Source organism: Streptomyces sp. ALI-76-A (assembly GCF_030287445.1).
Lineage (GTDB): Bacteria > Actinomycetota > Actinomycetes > Streptomycetales > Streptomycetaceae > Streptomyces.
Genome location: NZ_JASVWB010000002.1, coordinates 7,702,804 through 7,719,272, shown reverse-complemented (window position 1 = coordinate 7,719,272; position 16,469 = coordinate 7,702,804). Strand labels below are relative to the sequence as shown.

13 protein-coding genes are annotated in these 16,469 nt (G+C 72.9%); 2 read left to right on the top strand and 11 right to left on the bottom strand.

Annotated elements, in window-relative coordinates; translation table 11 throughout:
* Nucleotides 1–88 precede the first annotated feature (88 nt).
* Nucleotides 89–1,063, bottom strand: a complete 975-nt coding sequence (locus tag QQS16_RS35320; protein WP_286066137.1) for an alpha/beta hydrolase — start codon at nt 1,061–1,063, stop codon at nt 89–91.
* Nucleotides 1,064–2,073: 1,010 nt separating this feature from the next.
* Between QQS16_RS35320 and QQS16_RS35315 the strand changes: the two genes are divergently transcribed.
* Together QQS16_RS35315 and QQS16_RS35310 are read left to right on the top strand one after the other, a co-directional pair.
* Entirely contained in the window at nt 2,074–3,045 is a 972-nt protein-coding gene (locus tag QQS16_RS35315; RefSeq protein ID WP_286066136.1) for an alpha/beta hydrolase, read from the top strand.
* Nucleotides 3,046–3,068: 23 nt separating this feature from the next.
* Nucleotides 3,069–3,785: an alpha/beta fold hydrolase gene (locus QQS16_RS35310; protein ID WP_286066135.1), complete on the top strand. Its 717-nt coding sequence runs from the start codon at nt 3,069–3,071 to the stop codon at nt 3,783–3,785.
* A 142-nt stretch (nt 3,786–3,927) separates the two neighbouring features.
* On the opposite strand, the gene QQS16_RS35305 is transcribed toward QQS16_RS35310, so the two are convergent.
* The 10 genes from QQS16_RS35305 to QQS16_RS44060 all read right to left on the bottom strand — a co-directional run bounded on the left by QQS16_RS35305 (nt 3,928) and on the right by QQS16_RS44060 (nt 16,420).
* Nucleotides 3,928–4,647: a hypothetical protein gene (locus QQS16_RS35305; RefSeq protein ID WP_286066134.1), complete on the bottom strand. Its 720-nt coding sequence runs from the start codon at nt 4,645–4,647 to the stop codon at nt 3,928–3,930.
* Nucleotides 4,648–4,796: 149 nt separating this feature from the next.
* Nucleotides 4,797–5,261 carry an HIT family protein gene (locus tag QQS16_RS35300; RefSeq protein ID WP_286066133.1) on the bottom strand — a complete coding sequence of 155 codons (465 nt, stop codon included), beginning with the start codon at nt 5,259–5,261 and terminating at the stop codon, nt 4,797–4,799.
* 109 nt (nt 5,262–5,370) lie between these two features.
* Entirely contained in the window at nt 5,371–5,805 is a 435-nt protein-coding gene (locus tag QQS16_RS35295) for a hypothetical protein (RefSeq protein WP_286066132.1), read from the bottom strand.
* Nucleotides 5,806–5,827: 22 nt separating this feature from the next.
* Complete coding sequence (locus tag QQS16_RS35290) at nt 5,828–9,265, bottom strand: CHAT domain-containing protein (protein ID WP_286066131.1); 3,438 nt, start codon at nt 9,263–9,265, stop codon at nt 5,828–5,830.
* Nucleotides 9,262–10,488: a hypothetical protein gene (locus tag QQS16_RS35285; RefSeq protein WP_286066130.1), complete on the bottom strand. Its 1,227-nt coding sequence runs from the start codon at nt 10,486–10,488 to the stop codon at nt 9,262–9,264. Before QQS16_RS35285 ends, QQS16_RS35290 begins: the two co-directional genes overlap by 4 nt.
* The gene (locus QQS16_RS35280; RefSeq protein WP_286066129.1) at nt 10,485–11,471 is read right to left on the bottom strand and encodes an AAA family ATPase; all 987 of its coding nucleotides are present in this window, start codon (nt 11,469–11,471) and stop codon (nt 10,485–10,487) included. The genes QQS16_RS35285 and QQS16_RS35280 overlap by 4 nt, the downstream gene beginning before the upstream one ends.
* Nucleotides 11,468–12,793, bottom strand: a complete 1,326-nt coding sequence (locus QQS16_RS35275; RefSeq protein WP_286066128.1) for a toll/interleukin-1 receptor domain-containing protein — start codon at nt 12,791–12,793, stop codon at nt 11,468–11,470. The genes QQS16_RS35280 and QQS16_RS35275 overlap by 4 nt, the downstream gene beginning before the upstream one ends.
* A gap of 124 nt (nt 12,794–12,917) precedes the next feature.
* Nucleotides 12,918–15,095, bottom strand: coding sequence for a hypothetical protein (locus QQS16_RS35270; RefSeq protein WP_286066127.1), 2,178 nt, complete (start codon nt 15,093–15,095; stop codon nt 12,918–12,920).
* 6 nt (nt 15,096–15,101) lie between these two features.
* On the bottom strand, nt 15,102–16,196 hold the full coding sequence (locus QQS16_RS35265; protein ID WP_286066126.1) for a hypothetical protein: 1,095 nt from the start codon (nt 16,194–16,196) through the stop codon (nt 15,102–15,104).
* Complete coding sequence (locus tag QQS16_RS44060; protein ID WP_502963877.1) at nt 16,193–16,420, bottom strand: hypothetical protein; 228 nt, start codon at nt 16,418–16,420, stop codon at nt 16,193–16,195. The genes QQS16_RS35265 and QQS16_RS44060 overlap by 4 nt, the downstream gene beginning before the upstream one ends.
* Between the last annotated feature and the right edge of the window lie 49 nt (nt 16,421–16,469).

Sequence of the window (16,469 nt, the reverse complement as noted above, 5' to 3'; positions counted from 1 at the left end):
AGCGGCCCCGGCCACTCCACCTGGGACAGCTGAACGGAATGGCCCGGGCGCGCCCGGGCCGGCCATCCGACCGGACAGCGCGTCCCGGTCAGACCGCGTGCAGCGCGGCGTGCAGCGTGTCCGTCACCTGGATGCGCGCCGCCCTGGAGGCGTCCGTACCGCGGAGCGCGTCGAACAGGACGAAGCCGTGGATCGTGCCCTGGTAGCGGATCGACACGACCGGGACGTCCGCCTCCCTCAGCCGCGCCGCGTACGCCTCGCCCTCGTCGCGCAGCACGTCCGCCTCGGCGGTGAGGACCAGCGCCGGCGGCAGCCCCCGCAGGCGGAGGGCGGGCGCGCGCAGCGGGGAGACGGTGCCCTGCGTGCGGGTCTCCGGGTCCGGCGCGTACTGCTGCCAGTAGCCGCACATCGCGGCGCGGCTCAGGAAGTACCCGTCCGCGAACCGACGGTAGGAAGGGGTGTCCATCGCCGCGTCGGTGACCGGGCAGATCAGCACCTGGTGCCGCAGCCGCGGCCCGCCGCGCTCCCTCGCCACCAGGGTGAGGGCGGCGGCGTGCTGGGCGCCCGCGCTGACGCCGGCCACCGCCATCCTGGTCCCGTCCAGCCCGCTTTCCGCGCCGTGCCGGGCGAGCCACCGGGCGACGGTGTACGCCCGCTCCACGGCGCCCGGGTGCCGCGCGTCCTCCGGCCCGTCGTACTCGGGCACGACCACGGCGGCGTCCGCTCCGAGGACCAGGTCCGCCACCAGCTGCCGGTGCGCGTAGGCGTCGGTCAGCATCCAGCCCGTCCCGTGCAGGTAGAGCACCACCGGCAGGGTCTCGTCGCTGCCGGCCGGGCGCAGGATGCGGACCCGGATCCGGCTGCCGTCGCCGCCCGGCAGGGCCAGCCATTGCTCCTCGACGTCGGGTTCGTCGCGGCCGCCGCCGTTCCAGAGCGCGGCCATGGCCGCCCTGGAGGCGGCGTCCGCGGGCGAGGCGACCGGCCACGCGTGGGCCGCCACGAAGTCCCGCGTCCGTCTCTCGAGCACAGGCGTCGCCCGGAAGGCGGGCACGTCTTCTTCCACGGGGACTCCTGCGCGTGGGGGCGGATCACTGAGGCCGTTCGAGGGAGCGGTTCCGCACCCGCGGCGGGGCACGAGGGCGCGCGGCGCCGGTGGCGGCTCCACCGGCACGCGGGACTCACCCCAGGGGGCCGTCGGCGGGAAACAAGCGGGGCACCGCACTCATCTGTGCCGCTGCGTGCACACTTCCGCGCCGCCGGGCCCGTCATCCGCGTTCGTCCGGTTCAGCATGAGGGCGTCCCGTCGCTTGTGGGCGGCGGTACGGCGGCCCCTGCGGCCCCAGGCAAGAGCCGTGCGCGGTCAGGCAACAGGGCGGTGCCATGGTGGTCGGGGCACGCGAGGGCCGAGCAGGTAGGTACGGCGTTGCGGGGCGGTCCGGCCGGCCGGCAGTGCGGGCGACCCGGGCCGTACGGGCGATCGGGCGACCTGGCCGGTCTGGGCGGTCCTGGGGGCGGTCCGGCCGGCCCGGCCCGTGCTGGCGGCCCGGCCTGTGCGGGCGCTCAGGGCGATCCGACGGATCGGGGCGGCCCGGGCCGCGCGGGCTCGGGGCGATCTGGCTGGTGGGGGCGGTCAGGGCAGTGCTGGCGGCTCAGGCAGTCCGGCGCTCAGGGCGATCGGGCCGGCCTGAGCGGCGCGGGTGGCCCAGGGGCTCAGGGCGGCGCGGGACGGCGGGCTCGAAGCGATCCGGCTGGCCTGCGGTCCGGGCGCTCAGGTCGGTCCGGGCGGGTCCGGGCGGGTCCGGGCGGGTCCGGGCGGGTCCGGGCGCTCAGGTCGGTCCGAGCGGTCCGGGCGGTCCGGCGCTCCAAGCGTTCCGAGGTCCGGGCCGTCCGGGAAGGCCTCGGCGCCGGGACCGTCTCCATGCGCTGTGAGGTCAGTGCCGGTGCACTGATGGTCGCCCGGCACCGGCGCCGGGGTCCTAGCGTGACGGTCGACGGCCCGCAGATCTCCGTGTCTGCCCCGCGGCCGTCCCGCCGGAGAGACCGGCGCCTCACCTGAAAATCCGGGAGACACACATGTCCGACGTCGCTGAGCCGGTTCAGCCGGTCCTGGAGCCGGCGGCGGCCGCGGTCGCCGCGGCGACCGCGAATCCGCCCTACCTCTTCGACCTGCCGCCCGCCGAGGGCCGCAAGGCGGTCGACGAGGTCCAGTCCGGCGCCATCACCAAGCCGGACACCGACGAGGAATGGATCACCGTCCCCGGCGGCCCCACCGGCAGCGTCCGCACCCGCATCGTCCGCCCGGCCGGAGCCACCGGCGTCCTCCCGGTGATCCTCTACATCCACGGCGCCGGCTGGGTCTTCGGCAACGCCCACACCCACGACCGCCTGGTCCGCGAACTCGCCACCGGCACCGGCGCCGCCGTGGTCTTCCCCGAGTACGACCTCTCCCCCGAAGCCCGCTACCCCCTCGCCATCGAGCAGAACTACACCGTCGCCCAGTGGATCGTCCACCAGGGCGCCACCAAGGACCTCGACGGCAGCCGGCTGGCCGTCGCCGGCGACTCCGTGGGCGGCAACATGAGCGCCGCCCTCACCCTGATGGCCAAGGAACGCGGCGACGTCCCCCTCCGCCAGCAGGTCCTGTTCTACCCGGTCACCGACGCCGCCTTCGACACCGGCTCCTACCACCAGTTCGCCACCGGCTACTTCCTGCGCCGCGACGGCATGCAGTGGTTCTGGGACCAGTACACGACCGACGAGAGCGAACGCGCCCAGATCACCGCCTCCCCCCTGCGCGCCACCACCGAACAGCTCACCGGCCTGCCCCCGGCCCTGGTCATCACCGCCGAAGCCGACGTCCTGCGCGACGAGGGCGAGGCCTACGCCAACAAGCTCCGCGCCGCCGGCGTCCCCGTCACCGCCGTCCGCTACCAGGGCATCATCCACGACTTCGTCATGCTCAACGCCCTGCGCGAGACCCACGCCGCCGAAGCCGCCATCACCCTGGCCGTGGGGACCCTGCGCACCGCCCTGCACGGTCACTGAAACACCCAGAAGGAGAACCCCTCATGTCCACCACTCCCACCGTCCTTCTCGTGCACGGCGCGTTCGCGGACGCCGGCAGCTGGTCCGGGGTCATCGCGGAGCTGCAGAGCCACGGCATCCCCGTGCTGGCGCCGTCCAACCCGCTGCGCGGTCTGGCCTCGGACGCCGCGTACATCGCCTCCGTGGCGGCGCAGGTCGACGGCCCGGTCGTGCTGGTCGGCCACTCCTACGGCGGTGCGCTGATCACCGTGGCCGGCACCGCGGAGAACGTGGTCGGTCTGGTCTACGTGGCCGCGTACGTCCTGGAGGAGGGCGAGAGCCTGGGCGAGTTGCAGGGGCGCTTCCCGCTCTCGCCGCTCGTCAGCAACCTGAAGGAGTGGACGTACCCGGTCGAGGGCGCGGAGCCCGCGGTCGAGGTCACCATCAAGGCGGAGGCGTACCCGGAGATCTTCGCCGCGGACGTCCCGGCCTCCGTCACCAAGGTGTTGGCCGCCGCCCAACGCCCGCTCGCCGCCGGGGCGTTCGAGGAGACCGCCACCGCCGCCGCGTGGCGGACGAAGCCGTCCTGGGCCCTCGTGGCCGCGGCGGACCAGGCGATCAACCCGGAGGTCGAGCGCTTCGGCGCCAAGCGGGCCGGCGCCACGATCACCGAGCTGGAGGGCGCCTCGCACGCCGTCGCGGTGTCCCGGCCCAAGGAGGTCGCCGAGCTGATCCGCGACGTGGTCCGCGCGACGAGCTGACGCCAGGACAGGCCCGGGCGGGCCAAACGCCCCTACGGTGTCCGGCCCGCCCTGCCTTTCACCGGTTCATGCCACGGACACCCGATCCAACCGCCCGATCATGGCCGCCGGTTCACGCACCGGCCGAAGGCCGCAGACCGGTCTACCCGTGCAGCCAGATCCGCAGCGGACCGACCGGCTCGAAGCCGTGCCGGACGGCGGTCGCCAGGTCGTCACCGTGCTCGTAGCCGACCACCGGCAGGGTGGGGAACAGCCGGTGCACCGCGCCGAGGACGACCGGCCAGGCCGCGTCGGGGCCGCCGCTGTGCGCGAAGACGTTGGAGACACCGACCACGTGATCACTACGGCTCGCCACCGCTCCGGCGACCACCTGACCGTCGGCGCCCCGGCCGGCGAGGACGAACGTGGCCGGATCGGCGAGCAGTTCGGGCCGGAAGAGGTCAGCGTCGCCGTCGCCGTCGCCGTCGCCGTCCCAGGCGAGCGCCCAGGTCCGCAGCGCGTCCCCGTCGCCCGCCACGTCCCAGCGGAGGTCGGAGACGAGCGCGGGCGCACCCGCCGGGCGGTGGATCCACTGCGCCTCGAACAGGACGCGGAAACCGGCCCCGCTCAGATCGAGGTCGGCGAAGCTGTCCTTGACGGAGGCACCCGGCCCGCCGGTGTCGATCCGGTCCACCAGCGCGGCCGGGTCGGCGTCCGGCACCAGCGTCACCGCGTCGGGGTAGTACGGCGGCGTACGGGTCGCAGCGGTCCAGGCCCGCGCACCGAACTCGCCCGCCACTCCGTGCGACCGGCTCATCGCCGCACACCACTCGGCGTTGTTGCGGGCGGCTGCCCCGACCAGGAACTGCTTCGACATCGTCACGAGTGCGGATCATGGCGTGTACCGGGCACGCTGGGCGAACTCTTTTCCGCCCGGCGGCTCTGTCCGGGCGACCTCACCAGTTCTTCCGCGAACGACAAACCGCTTCCACGAACGCGACAGCGCGACACGCACTGGCGGGGCGGTTCCGGTCAGCGGCCCGAGGCCCTGCCGCCCGCCTCGCTGATTCCTTCCCTCAGCACGCGCGTCAGGGAATCCAGCTGCTCGTCTCCCGGATTCTCGCTCTCGGGCCACAGGTGTCTCATTCCGTCGTCCGGCCATCTCGGCACGAGGTGCATGTGGAGGTGGAACACCGTCTGCGACGCCACCTCGCCGGCCGAGTTGATGAGATTGAGCCCTTCCGGTGACAACGCCGATCTGATGCCCTGCGCCACCAGCAGCACGGATTCCATCAACGGGTGGGCCGTCAAGGTGTCGAGCTGCCAGAGGTCCGTGACGTGCCGTTTGGGTACCACCAGCGTGTGACCTCGCGTGGCAGGACGCAGCGGCAGGAAAGCGAGCGTGTGCGGGGATTCGTGGACGATTCTCGCCGGTGACCGGCCCGCGACGATCTCGCAGAACGGACATCCCGCGGCCGCGTGTCCCCTTGTCGACATGAGCGATTCCTCCGCGCCTCGAACCCGGGCATCGCGTGACCGTACAGCAGGTCCGACGCGCGGTGGAAGCCGGCGCCACGCGCTTCTGCGGTGCGACACACCATGGCGATCACGCGGCTGCGATGACCGCTCCGACCGTGAAGGCGACATCGACGGCCCCGAGGACACCGTAGAAATTGACCATGGTGCGCGACCCGACGACCCGACCCCACGGGACGCGGGCGAGGTAGGGCCCCACGTTCATCGAGAACGGCGCCACTCCGGCCGCGCGCACCCTCACCTCGTCGTAGAGTGCGCGAAAGAGTCGCTCCTGCCTGAGGTAATAGGAGTCGAGCAGCCAGAATCCCAGGATGGGGATGATCCCCGTCGCGGCGAGTTTCCAGCTCAGGTTGTTCACCAGGATTCCGAAGAAGACCCCGCTGACCGTCATGGTCCACCCTTTGATCAGGAAGGAACCGTTTCCCAGCCGGGTCACCACCGCCTGGATGAATTCCATGTGCTTGACCTCGTCAGACGTGTATGAAGCCATGTCGGCGAACGTCATGAAGGCTCTCCCTTTCTTCCCGTCACGAGCCGATGTGCACGAAGGACTGCGGTGGTCGCCGCGTCTCCCCCTCTCCGCGTGCGGCCGTCATCGCCTGGTGCAGGGCGAAGGGGGCCCGGTCGGGTCGCGGTCGCCGGCCACCGTCGAGAAGCGCTTCGTAGAACCGGGCGACCACCCGATCGACGCCGTCGGCGGCGTCCGGCGCACCAGGGGTCGACAGTGAGGCGACGACATGCCGGCACCCCGCCCTGTGCAGGCTGCCGGCCAGGGTGTCCCGATCGGGGTCGGTACCGCCGCCCACGGCCTCGCCGTACCCCGACAGGAAGACCAGCCCGGTGCGGGACAGGTCCGCCGCGGCGATGTCGGCCGCGGTGAGCGGCCCGTCCGCCAGCGCGATCGCCCAGCCCTCGCCCCAGCCGGCCACCGCCGGCGGCACGAGACGGCCGACGAGATGGACGACCTCGACCCCGGTGGCCGCCTCGAGAACCGCCAGTCTCGTCGCGTGAGCACCCGTGAGCAGGTCGAACGCCATACCGGTGTCGGTGACGGCCCGCACCTCGGCCGCGGCACGCTCAGCCCACCCGGCGTCGCCCGCCGCGGGCGAGACGACCACCAAGGGCCGCGCCCCCGGCCGTGCACCAGGCCCGCTGTCGACGCGACGGGAGCCGCACAGTTCCGACAGCGACGCGGTGTACGTGGACACGGTCGGCGACGAGGTGGCCCGGGAGCAGGCCTCGTGGACGGGAAGGCGCGAGAACGACCCCGTCGGACACCAGAACATCCGTGGTGTCCGCGAGCCGTCCGTGACCGGTGACCTGCGCCGGAGCTCTTGCGCCACCGGCCGCAGTGCCTCACGGATGCCGGGGTCGTCGGGTGACCATCGCCGGACGGCGGCCGCGGTGACGCCCGGCAGGCGCACGGCGGTGACGGTCCCGCCGCTGAGGATCAGAGCCTCACCACGCGCCTCCGCCGTGGCGAGGACGACCACCGGCCCCTCGCTCGTCACCGCCCGCAACTCGTCCTGTGTCCACTGGACGGCGAGCCGGGCGACCTCCTGGCGCAACCGGCGCGACCGGCGCCAGCGCGGCTGGCAGGAGCGCGGGTCGTCTCCGTGCACGGCCCGCCCCGCCAGGATCACTCGCTGGAGGGCGAGACCCCGCTCCAGTGAGAGCAGGGCTGCCATGGCGGGCTCCCCGGCCGCGACCGCGCACACGGCGGCGTTCTCCGGCGCCCCCGCGAACCCCGCGGTCAGAGCCGCGAACCGGGTCGCCCCGAGACGTACCCAGTCGGCCCCTTCCAGGAGCGCGAACCACCGGTCGAAGACCCGCACCGCCAGACCCACGTCCGCCTCGTGAGTCGCGAGCCGAGCCGCGTCGCGGGCAGCGGCCACCCGTTCGGTCAGCGGGACGGCGTCCCCCGCGCCCGCGGCCGCGAAGTTGAGCAACGCCGTCGATCGGGTCTCCAGCGGGTGACGGCGCAGCCACAGGTCACTCGCCATGAGAGGGGCCAGGCAGGCCGTCAGCTCGAGACGCAGGCCGGCCTCCTGCTCCTCGTCGAGTGCGGCACGGCCGAGCGTCACGGCCTCGTCGAGTGCGGCGACCAGCCGGTCCGGCAGCGGACCGGCACCCGTGATCCCGATGTGGACCCGCAACGCCGACAGCAGTTCGGTCAGCGCGCGTCTGCGCAGGCGGGCCCAGGAACCGGGTTCGGCGGCGGACGGGTCGGTGGTGCGGTCCATCACTCGGCGCAGCAGTCGCACGGCGCTTTCGGCGTCCTGCGGGCTCCCGGTGAGCCGGGCCCGGTGGTGCAGGGCGCGGGCCTGTCCGACGTGGGCGTGCGCGGCCCACACGTCCGTGGGCGGCGGCGTCTGCGAGCCGGCGGGGAAGAGGCCGATCGCCTCGTCGAGAAAACGGCGCTCCCCGTGGGCGGCGAAACGTCGCAGGAGCTCGTCGACCCTGCGGCTCAGCAGCCGGTGCCGCGTCGGAAAGGCACGCGTGCCGACGGGTGCCAAAGCCCGCTCGGTGACCGTTCTGCCGACCGCGTCCGCCACCTCCGCCGCGATCTCCCAGGCATGACCGGGACCCCACGGGCAGTCCTTCGACCACACACGGGAATACGTGCCGTCCACCCAGGTGCAGGCGTCCGCACCGGGCAGCGCCCTCCGGTCCTCGGATCGCAGGCCCCCCAGCGGCACCGCCAAGGGCTTGGGCGCGCCGATCTCCGCCGCCCATGAGGTCAACGTCCTGATCTGGTCGCGTACGACGGGCGAGGTGAGCAGCTCCCGGTCGAGCAGGAAGACCACCACGTCCACCGTCAGGGGCCATGGGATGTCCCCGGTCCGCGTGGGGGACGGCCACAGCGCCTGGAGATCCCACACCTCGTGACCGGCCCGCCTGAGTCCTTCGCGCAGGTCGTCGTGGACCGACCGGGAGAACGCGTCCATGACGGGCGGGGGTCCCAGGAGCACGCTCCGAGGCGGTGTCCCCGGCGCGGCGACTCCGCCCGGCTGCCGTTCGACCGGCGTCGACGGGTCGTAGACGCGGCGGTCCGCGGTCAGCAGGCGGGTCGTGGGCGAGCATCCGGTGATCCTGACCCGTTCGCCCGGGCGCACCTGGAGGGGCCTGCCTGTCTGGTCGTCCATGCCGGAGAGCACCTCCAGCACGACGGGATCGGTGCCGGGCGCACCGATGAACACGCTGCCCGGCTCGTCCTCCTCGGCACCTCCGACATGCAGCACATCACCGTCCAGGCGGACCGCGACCCAGGTCTCGGGCACGTCCGTTTCTCCGGAGGCGGCCACGGAGTCGACGACGAGCGCGGCGTCCTGGCAGGTGAGGCGGGCTGGAGCACGCCGGTCGACCGGCGTGTTCGGTTCCAGGAGGTACGCGATGGAGCGGTACTGCCAGCCGGTGACCGTGTGCCGCAGCGGCTCCGGCAGGCGCGGGCACACGCTGACGACCCAGTCGGCGATCGCCTCCCGTCCTGCGTGCTCGACCAGGGCCCGCAGCGCCGACCGCAGGGCCGCCTCCGCCTCCCGCAACCCGGAGTCCTCGTCACCGCCGCGTGCGGACAGCCAGAGGATCTCCTCCTCCAACCGCATGAGGGGGGAGAGATGGTGGTGGCGGCTGGCGATCAGGTGTCTCAGACGATCCGCCGGAGCGACACCGGGCGGTGAGGCGCAGCGTGCGAGGACCTCGGGCAGTCGGGTCCTGAGCACGCGCTGGACATCGGGGAGGAGCACCATGGCGCGCGGGTTGCGGCTGGCGGCCCACTGGCTGAACCACAGGTCGGACTCCGCGCCGACGTCGACCTGGGGCAGCAGTACGACGCGCACCGCCCGCAGCAGTTCGGGTTCGACACGGACCGTGGTGCTGAGCAGCGTGGCCAGGTCGACCGCGTCGGACGGCGGACCGGGGGGCAGGACGCCCGCGTCCGGCACGGCGTGGGTGAGGTCCCTCATCGCGGCTCTCCCCCGCCCACGGCCGGAGGACACCGGGGGGTGCGCCCTTCCCGCCATGCGTTCATCCGGGAAGCCACACGGCCCACCGTGGTACCGCGGTCCCAGCACAACACCGGCATGACCGTCGCCAGCCACTCGGGCACCCGTCGCTCGGGTACCGGAAGCAGCGCCAGGGGCCGGGCCCCGTTGCGCCGCACCAGCTCGGCGAAGCGCTGCCACTCGGCCGGGGTGCTTCTGCCCTGATCGCCCCGGGGGCCGATCGTTCCGCAGTCACTCAGCAGGAGGACGGCACTGTCGCGGGGCGGTGGCCGGTAGGTGTCCCACGTCCACAGCGGTCCGGCGCCGGCACCACGCAGGGGCGAGTAAGCGAAACGGAGCAGATCCGTCCGGTCCTTGCCCACCAGCGCCTCGACCCGCGCGCAGACATGCGCCTGGTCCCGGGCGAACAGCTCCATGGCGGGACCGTGGTCGACGAGGATCTGCACGCCGTGGCGCAGGGTCCGCCGCATGCGCCGGGGGAGGACGGCCAGCGGCACACCGCGCGCGAGGAGGTCCACCGCGTCCTCGATCTCCACCTCTCCGTCCGGGGCGCGGCCCGACAGCGCCGCTTCGAGCAGGGCCGCCGCGGAACTCCGGGCCAGCAGGGGGGTGTATGGGGGTCGCACGCTCATCAGGTTCCGGTCGGGCCGGGGAAGGGGGTCCCGCACCCAGGCCTGCCGCCCTGCGGGCGCGTACGCCACTGGTGGCAAGGCGTGGTGTGACGGCCGGTGTCCGTGACCGGATGGAGGGGCGCCGTCGGCGGAACCCGGGCCGTCCGGCGTCGTCGACCACTCGGCGCTCGTCACCTCACCGTCGTCGGCACCCTCGCCTCCGTCCGGGGCAGCGGACATCGCCGTTCCGCCGGCGGACCCGCCCGGGGGTAGTGCGGGTCGACACTCGTCGGCGGGCGGCGGCGCGGTCACCGGCAACGTGCCCTGGCCGACGGCGCCCAGGGGGTCGAGTGGCACGGCAGCCTGCCCGCCCGGCTCGGACGGCGCGCTCTGCCGCTCGGTGCGGAGCGGCCGGCCCAACCCCAACAGGCGGGCGATGCGCCACAGTTCGTCCTCGTCCCGGGGCACGACCTCCTCGATGGCCACGACGAGGTCCCCGAGCCACACGTCCGCGCGGCCGGGGACAACCCGCCCCTCCCGTTCCGGCCGTCCGCCCATGTCCCGGTCCGTCACCCCGACAGACCCTCCCCGGGTTGCTGGTGCTTGACCAGAACCAGATCACGCAACCGCTGCCAGCGCTCGTCGTCCCGGCTCCGGATGCCGAGGGACAGGCACGCGTACAGCGCGTCCAGGTACTCGGCCGTGCTCGGCGCCCGCACGCCGTCCTTGCGGGCCTGTTCCCTCGCCTTGTCGACCTCGTCCGCCACGGCGCGCGCCAGTTCCATCCAGTCACCCTCCGGTGATCTGCTCCTCAGGTGCTCACGCGCGATCGCGACCAGTTGATCCGTCCCGGGTGAGGGAAGCGCGGCGACGACGCACCGTCGCAGGAACGCCTGCGGCAGCTCACGCTCGTCGTTGGTGGTGATGACGACGAGGTGACGGGTGGGATTGGGCCCCGGCGCCGTGCACCGGCGCATCCGGATGACATCACCGGTCTCGGCCACCGTGAACTCCGCCGAACCGAGGGGTACCAGCAGCCCGTTGGGTACGTCCGGGTCCGCCTTGTCGATCTCGTCGATGAGGACGACGGCGCCGTCCCGCTTGCGCCCGGCGTTCATTCTGGCCAGCGGCTCGGGACAGGTGCCGCCCGGAGGCGGACCGTCCCCGGGAAGACCGCGCCGCAGAGCGGAGTCCCTGCCGTACGCCCACCACAACGGGCCAGGACGGACGTACTTGTGGTCTTCGAGTCCGGCGTCTCCCTCGCGTGCCTGTGCGTCCGCGAGGCGCCGCACCGTGTCGAAGGTCCACAGCAGATCGGTGGCCTGGGTGCGGTAGGTGACGACGTGCTCGTAGTAGCGCCAGTCGAGCTGCTGGGCGATGTGAGCGGCGAGTGAGGACTTGCCGCAGCCCGGGCTGCCCCGCAACAGCAGAGGCCGACCGGTGGCGAGTGCCACCTTCACGGCGAGCCGTCCCTCCTCGGGCATCAGATACCGGCTGCCGTCTCCGCGGTCCGTGGTCCCCCACGTCCGGATCTCGCCGTAGTCGGGTTCACTCATCGGCACGTGGTCCTCCAGCGCTCGGGCACCTCGTACTGGCTGTCGACGGCCTCGTACAGTTCGTGGACGCGGAGGTGGCCCCGCTCCTCCTGCGTGCCGTTCAGCGCGGGCCGTACCACGACGGCGTCCTCCACCCCCCAGCGCGCCGGCGCGCCCTCGTCCGGCGGTCCGCCGTCCATCAGGGCGACCACATGGAGCCAGGGGGCGTGGCGCCTGATCTCCCCCACGACGGCAGCGAGCCTGCGCCTGCACGCGCGTGACTCGACGGGGACGACCAGATACACGTGCTGTCCCGGGACGGGGACGCCCCACTCCCCGTCGTCGGGTATCGCCATCCTGGCTCGCAGAGCCGCCCGCAGTTCGTCCTCGACGAGGGCGGTGGCCTCCGCCTCGTCCGGCCGGAGTACGTTCAGTGCCGCGCTGACGTACCGGGTGACGTCCCGGCGCATCGCACGCCCTATGTGATGGTCCGCCGTCTGCCTGATGGAGGCGTGGAGCAGGAGGACCCGGCCCTCGTCCGCCTTCTCGTCCGGGATGAAACACCGCGCGGCCTCCTCGTTCACCCAGGTCGGTGCCATCTCCTGGGCGAGTGAGCGGCCAGTGGAGCCGAGCGCTGCGTTGAGGTGGAAGACGGCTCGGGGGACGTTGTCTCCCAGGCCCGCGTTGAGGAGGGACCTGGCGAGGAAGCGCGCGCCGTTGAAGCCGCGTGCCCTGCGCGCGTCCCGCTCCTCCAGCCCCAGCAGTTTCGCGGCGTCCTCGAGCAGGCCCGGGTCCGCCGAACGGCCGAGCTTCGCGGAGAGCCGTTCCGCCCACAGGCGCATGGGCTCGTCCTCGCCCGGCAGGGCGGGCAGCTCGGCGAACTCCTCCACGACGTCCTCGGCGATCCGGGTCGGCTCGGCCTCGGCCTGGGCTCCGAACTTGAGGGCCTGTTTGATGTTCAGCACACCGAGACCGGCCGCTTCGAGATCCTCCGGCTGGAGGTCGTCGAGCAGGACCACCAGGAGGAAGATGCCGCAGATGTCGTGGCGATGGCGCAGGATCTCGGCCTCCCGGCGCACCCATTCCCGGTCCAGAGCCCTTTCGGCGATGACGAACACCGCCGCGTGACAGCTCTCCAGCTGACGGCCGATCTGCCGTCTCCAGTCGTCCTGGGGATGAAGGGACCGGCGGTCCAGGAACACCTCGTATCCGGCCTTGCTCAGCGCTTCCCGGATGTCGTCGCAGACGAGCCAGCTGTAGTGGCTGTCCTTGGAGCCGTGGCTGATGAAGACACGTTGCCGTGTTCCGCGCGAGCGTTCCCCCGGACTCTGCGGTGTTGTCACGTGCGCTTTCCTCTCGCACGGTGCGGCGGGGCGTCGCCTCGCCAGGTCCCGTGTCTTCTTGTGGCGGCTTGGTGGCTCGGTGGCTTGCTGTGGGCGGAACGTCGTGCTGCGTGTCCCAGTCGCCTCACCACCGGGCGATCAGAAGGAGCAGGAGCAGGGCGGCGACGCAGCTCATGGCCATGCAGGCGACCTTCCACAGGTCGTCCGACCGCTGTGCGCGGTGCCCCCGGGCCGGTGCCGTACGCCGGCCGGCGGCGTGACCGGAAGGTTTACGGAGCACCTGCGGTGGTCGCCCCTCGGGCGCTGTCCGCAGGTAGCCGACGAGCTTCATCCAGGCCTGCGTGGGGAGCTTCGGCGGGCCGTGGACGGCGGAGAAGACCAGCACGTCCAGGAAGTGGCGCTCCACCCGACCGTCACGTGTGCACACCTTGCGGAACAGCTCTCCGACGCGATCCCCGACACCCCGGTGCTCGAGGTACGGCAGTACGGCCCAGTGGAGCAGCCAGGCGGCTGTCTCCGCCGCGCGGTACTGCTCCCGCTCGTCCGGTTTCCCGTCGCCGGCCCTTCGACCACCGGGCAGATAGAGCTCCTGCTCCAGCACATCGCGGCAGACGCGGTCCGCCTCCCCCAGCGTCCGAAGGTTCGCCCGGGCGGCCAGTGCGTCGAGCAGACGGTCGACTTCCCCGCGCGACAGGCCCGGCCGACGAAGAATGGCGAGCAGGTCACCGTCGGGCCGCCTGTCGGTGTCCTCCGGGCCCGCGTGCCGGTCGTACCGCCACCGGGCGAAGGTGACGCGGTGGAGCAGGCTGCGCCTTCTCGTCAGGCGCGGGGGCAGTGGCCGGGGCGGCCGGGAGCCCGGGACACGCTCGTCCGCCCCCAGGCTGTCCTCCGGGTCGGCGGCCCGCGCCGGGGAGGGCTGGTAGGACGGCTTCCCCGGGGGCCGGACCGGTGACCGGAACGTCGTCGGCGCCTGAGGCCGCGGGCGCGGGTCGACGTCGGGTGACGGCCGAGGAGTCACCGGCGGTGGGACGGTCGCCGGGCCGGGGGCGGGCTCGTGGCGCGCCGCTGCCGACGGCTCGGACCGGGGAGAGGCCGCCGTGGGCGCGGAACGCCGTACGGCCCCACTCCCGTGATCGGCGGGCTCGTCCTCGGCGCTCCCGTGTGCGGTGGGGACAGGGGCGGGCGGCGGACGGTGCGCCGGATTGCCACGGGGACGCGACGGCAGCGGACCGATCGGCCTCTCGCCCCGGGGATCCGCGCCCGCTTCCCCCCTCGGAGCCTGACGAGCCTCCGGGCCACCGGCCGACTCCCGGTCGCCCACGGCGGACGGCGGAAGCCGGTCTGCGCCGGAAAGACCCAAGGGGCTCATCGGCCGCAGCACTGACACGCCGGCCCCTGACACCGTCGCCGACTCCAGCAGCCGCCTCAGCATGTGCAGCCGGTCGGGCAGGGGCAGGGTGACCGCGTCGGGACACTGGCTGATCAGCCCCTGGACAGCTTCCGCGCCGTCCGGGTCGGACAGGAACAGCGTCACCAGGCCCCGCGCGATCCACTGCGCCTCGTCGTCCGGTGCGTTGTGGAACGCGATCCGCTCCAGAAGGGGGTCCTCGATCGCCGACGTACGCCAGTCCGGCACGCCGACGACCCGCAGTCCGTGGGTGTCGGACGTGTCGTAGGTCGCGTAGGTCCAGAAGTCGCGACCGAGCCAGCTGCCGAAGACGCCGCTGAGCCCCCAGATCAGCAGCGGTGTGTCGTTCTCCCCCTCGCGGGAGAAGTCAGGGATCCGGACTGACATCAAGTGGGCCGGGGTGCGCAGTAGTTGGGCCACCATTGCGGTGAGAGGCGCCGCCACGGTCGGCACCTGCGCCATGAACCGCCGCCCTTCCGGGCCGGCCGTCTCCTTCAGCTCGGTGTGCTTCGCCCGCGGCAGACGGCGGACGTCCGTCCCGGACAGGTCTGCCACGGGAACCGGTAGCTGACTGAGTGCGAGGCAGAATCTGGGCTTCAGGGCACCGCGGCTGCCGATCAGGGCGTGCGACTCCGTGCTGCTCCTGCCGTGGGCGTCGGGGTCCCGTCGGCGGTTGATGACGACCACCTCCCCGGTCCGGCGCACCTGGCGGACCTGGCTCGGCAGGTCACCTCCCTCCACCCGCAGCAGCGGCGCCAGCTCGGCCCGCAGTTCCTCGGCGCGCTCTCCGTCGCACGAGTACGCCACCGCGTTGATGCCCGTGCCGGTCCGGCCCCGGTTGCCCTCCCAGCGGAAGACGACCTGGTCGAGCAGTTCTTCCCGGTCCTGGTCCACGCCGGCTCACATCCCCACCGTGGAGGGCCGGAGCGCCGGGTCCTCGCTCAGCAGCCCGCACATCGCGAGGATCGACAGCAGGGGGCCCAGCACCCGCCGTGAGCGCACGCCGTGCGGGAAGCGGCCGTTCGCCGGCTGGCCGCCGGTCGCGGAGGCGAAGTGCAGGGTGCAGCGCAGGGCGCTGTCGAACGGGCGCAGCCAGGCGGGTGCGGCGTGGCGGCGCAGAAAGGCGTACACGTCGCGGCTCTCCTCACGCAGTCGCCGTGCGTCGAGCGGGGCGGTGGACGGCCGGCTGAGCCAGCGGTCGACCGGGGGCTCGAAGCGCAGCAGGTCCGCCTTGCCGACCACCAGTGCCATGGCCACGTCCAGGTACGGCCCCTGGCGGGGCAGCCGGTCCAGCACCGTCTCGAAGGCGGGGTCGCTCCTGCTGACGTGCAGGCCGTACTGCTCGCGTGCCTCGTCCAGTTGCGGCAGGCCGCAGGCCAGCAGCGGGTCGGCGACGAAGATCAGGGCGTCGACGCCCAGCAGGAAGCGCAGCAGCGAGTCGGTGCGGACCAGGTCCTCACCGCCCAGGTCGAAGAAGGCCACGGGCCGCACCTCGCCGTCCGTTCCGGTGAGCAGCAGGGCCTCGACGAACTGGGCGAACGGGGTCTGCGCGGTGGCCTCCAGCTGCTCGCCCGCCCGCAGCAGTGCCACCCGCTCCCGCATGAAGTCCGAGTGGTCGGCGGGGTTCACCGACTGCCAGCGCACGCCGTAGGGCTCCAGGCCGCCGTCGGTGACCTCGGCGATCATCTGCGTCAGCAGGTGACTCTTTCCGGTACCCGACGTTCCGACCATGGCGACGGTCAGCGGGCGCCCGTGCGTCAGGTAGGGGACGGGGATGTAGTGGTGGCTGACCCCCTCGGTGTTTCCACAGAGCTGGAAGGCCCCGCGCAGGACGTCGGCACGTCGCAGCGGGTTGGCGAGCCCCTCGGTGTCCAGCCGTTCGTACTGCAACTTCTCGTTGCGGACGTGCAGGGCCCGTTCGTCGTGGACGACGATCTCCAGGCAGTACGGGCAGAGCACCTGCCCGGGTTCGAGCTGTGCGGACGTGCCGGTCATCGACATCCCCTTCCCGAGCCGGTCACCGGCGTCCCCTTCCCGAGTCCCGAACCGGTCACCGGCGTCCCCTTCCCGAGTCCCGAGCCGGTCATCGGCGTCCCCTTCCCGAGTCCCGAACCGGTCATCGGCGTCCCCTTCCCGAGTCCCGAGCCGGTCATCGGCGTCCCCTTCCCGAGTCCCGAACCGGTCATCGGCGTCCCCTTCCCGAGTCCCGAACCGGTCATCGGCGTCCCCTTCCCGAGTCCCGAGCGGGACATCGACGTCCCCTTCCCG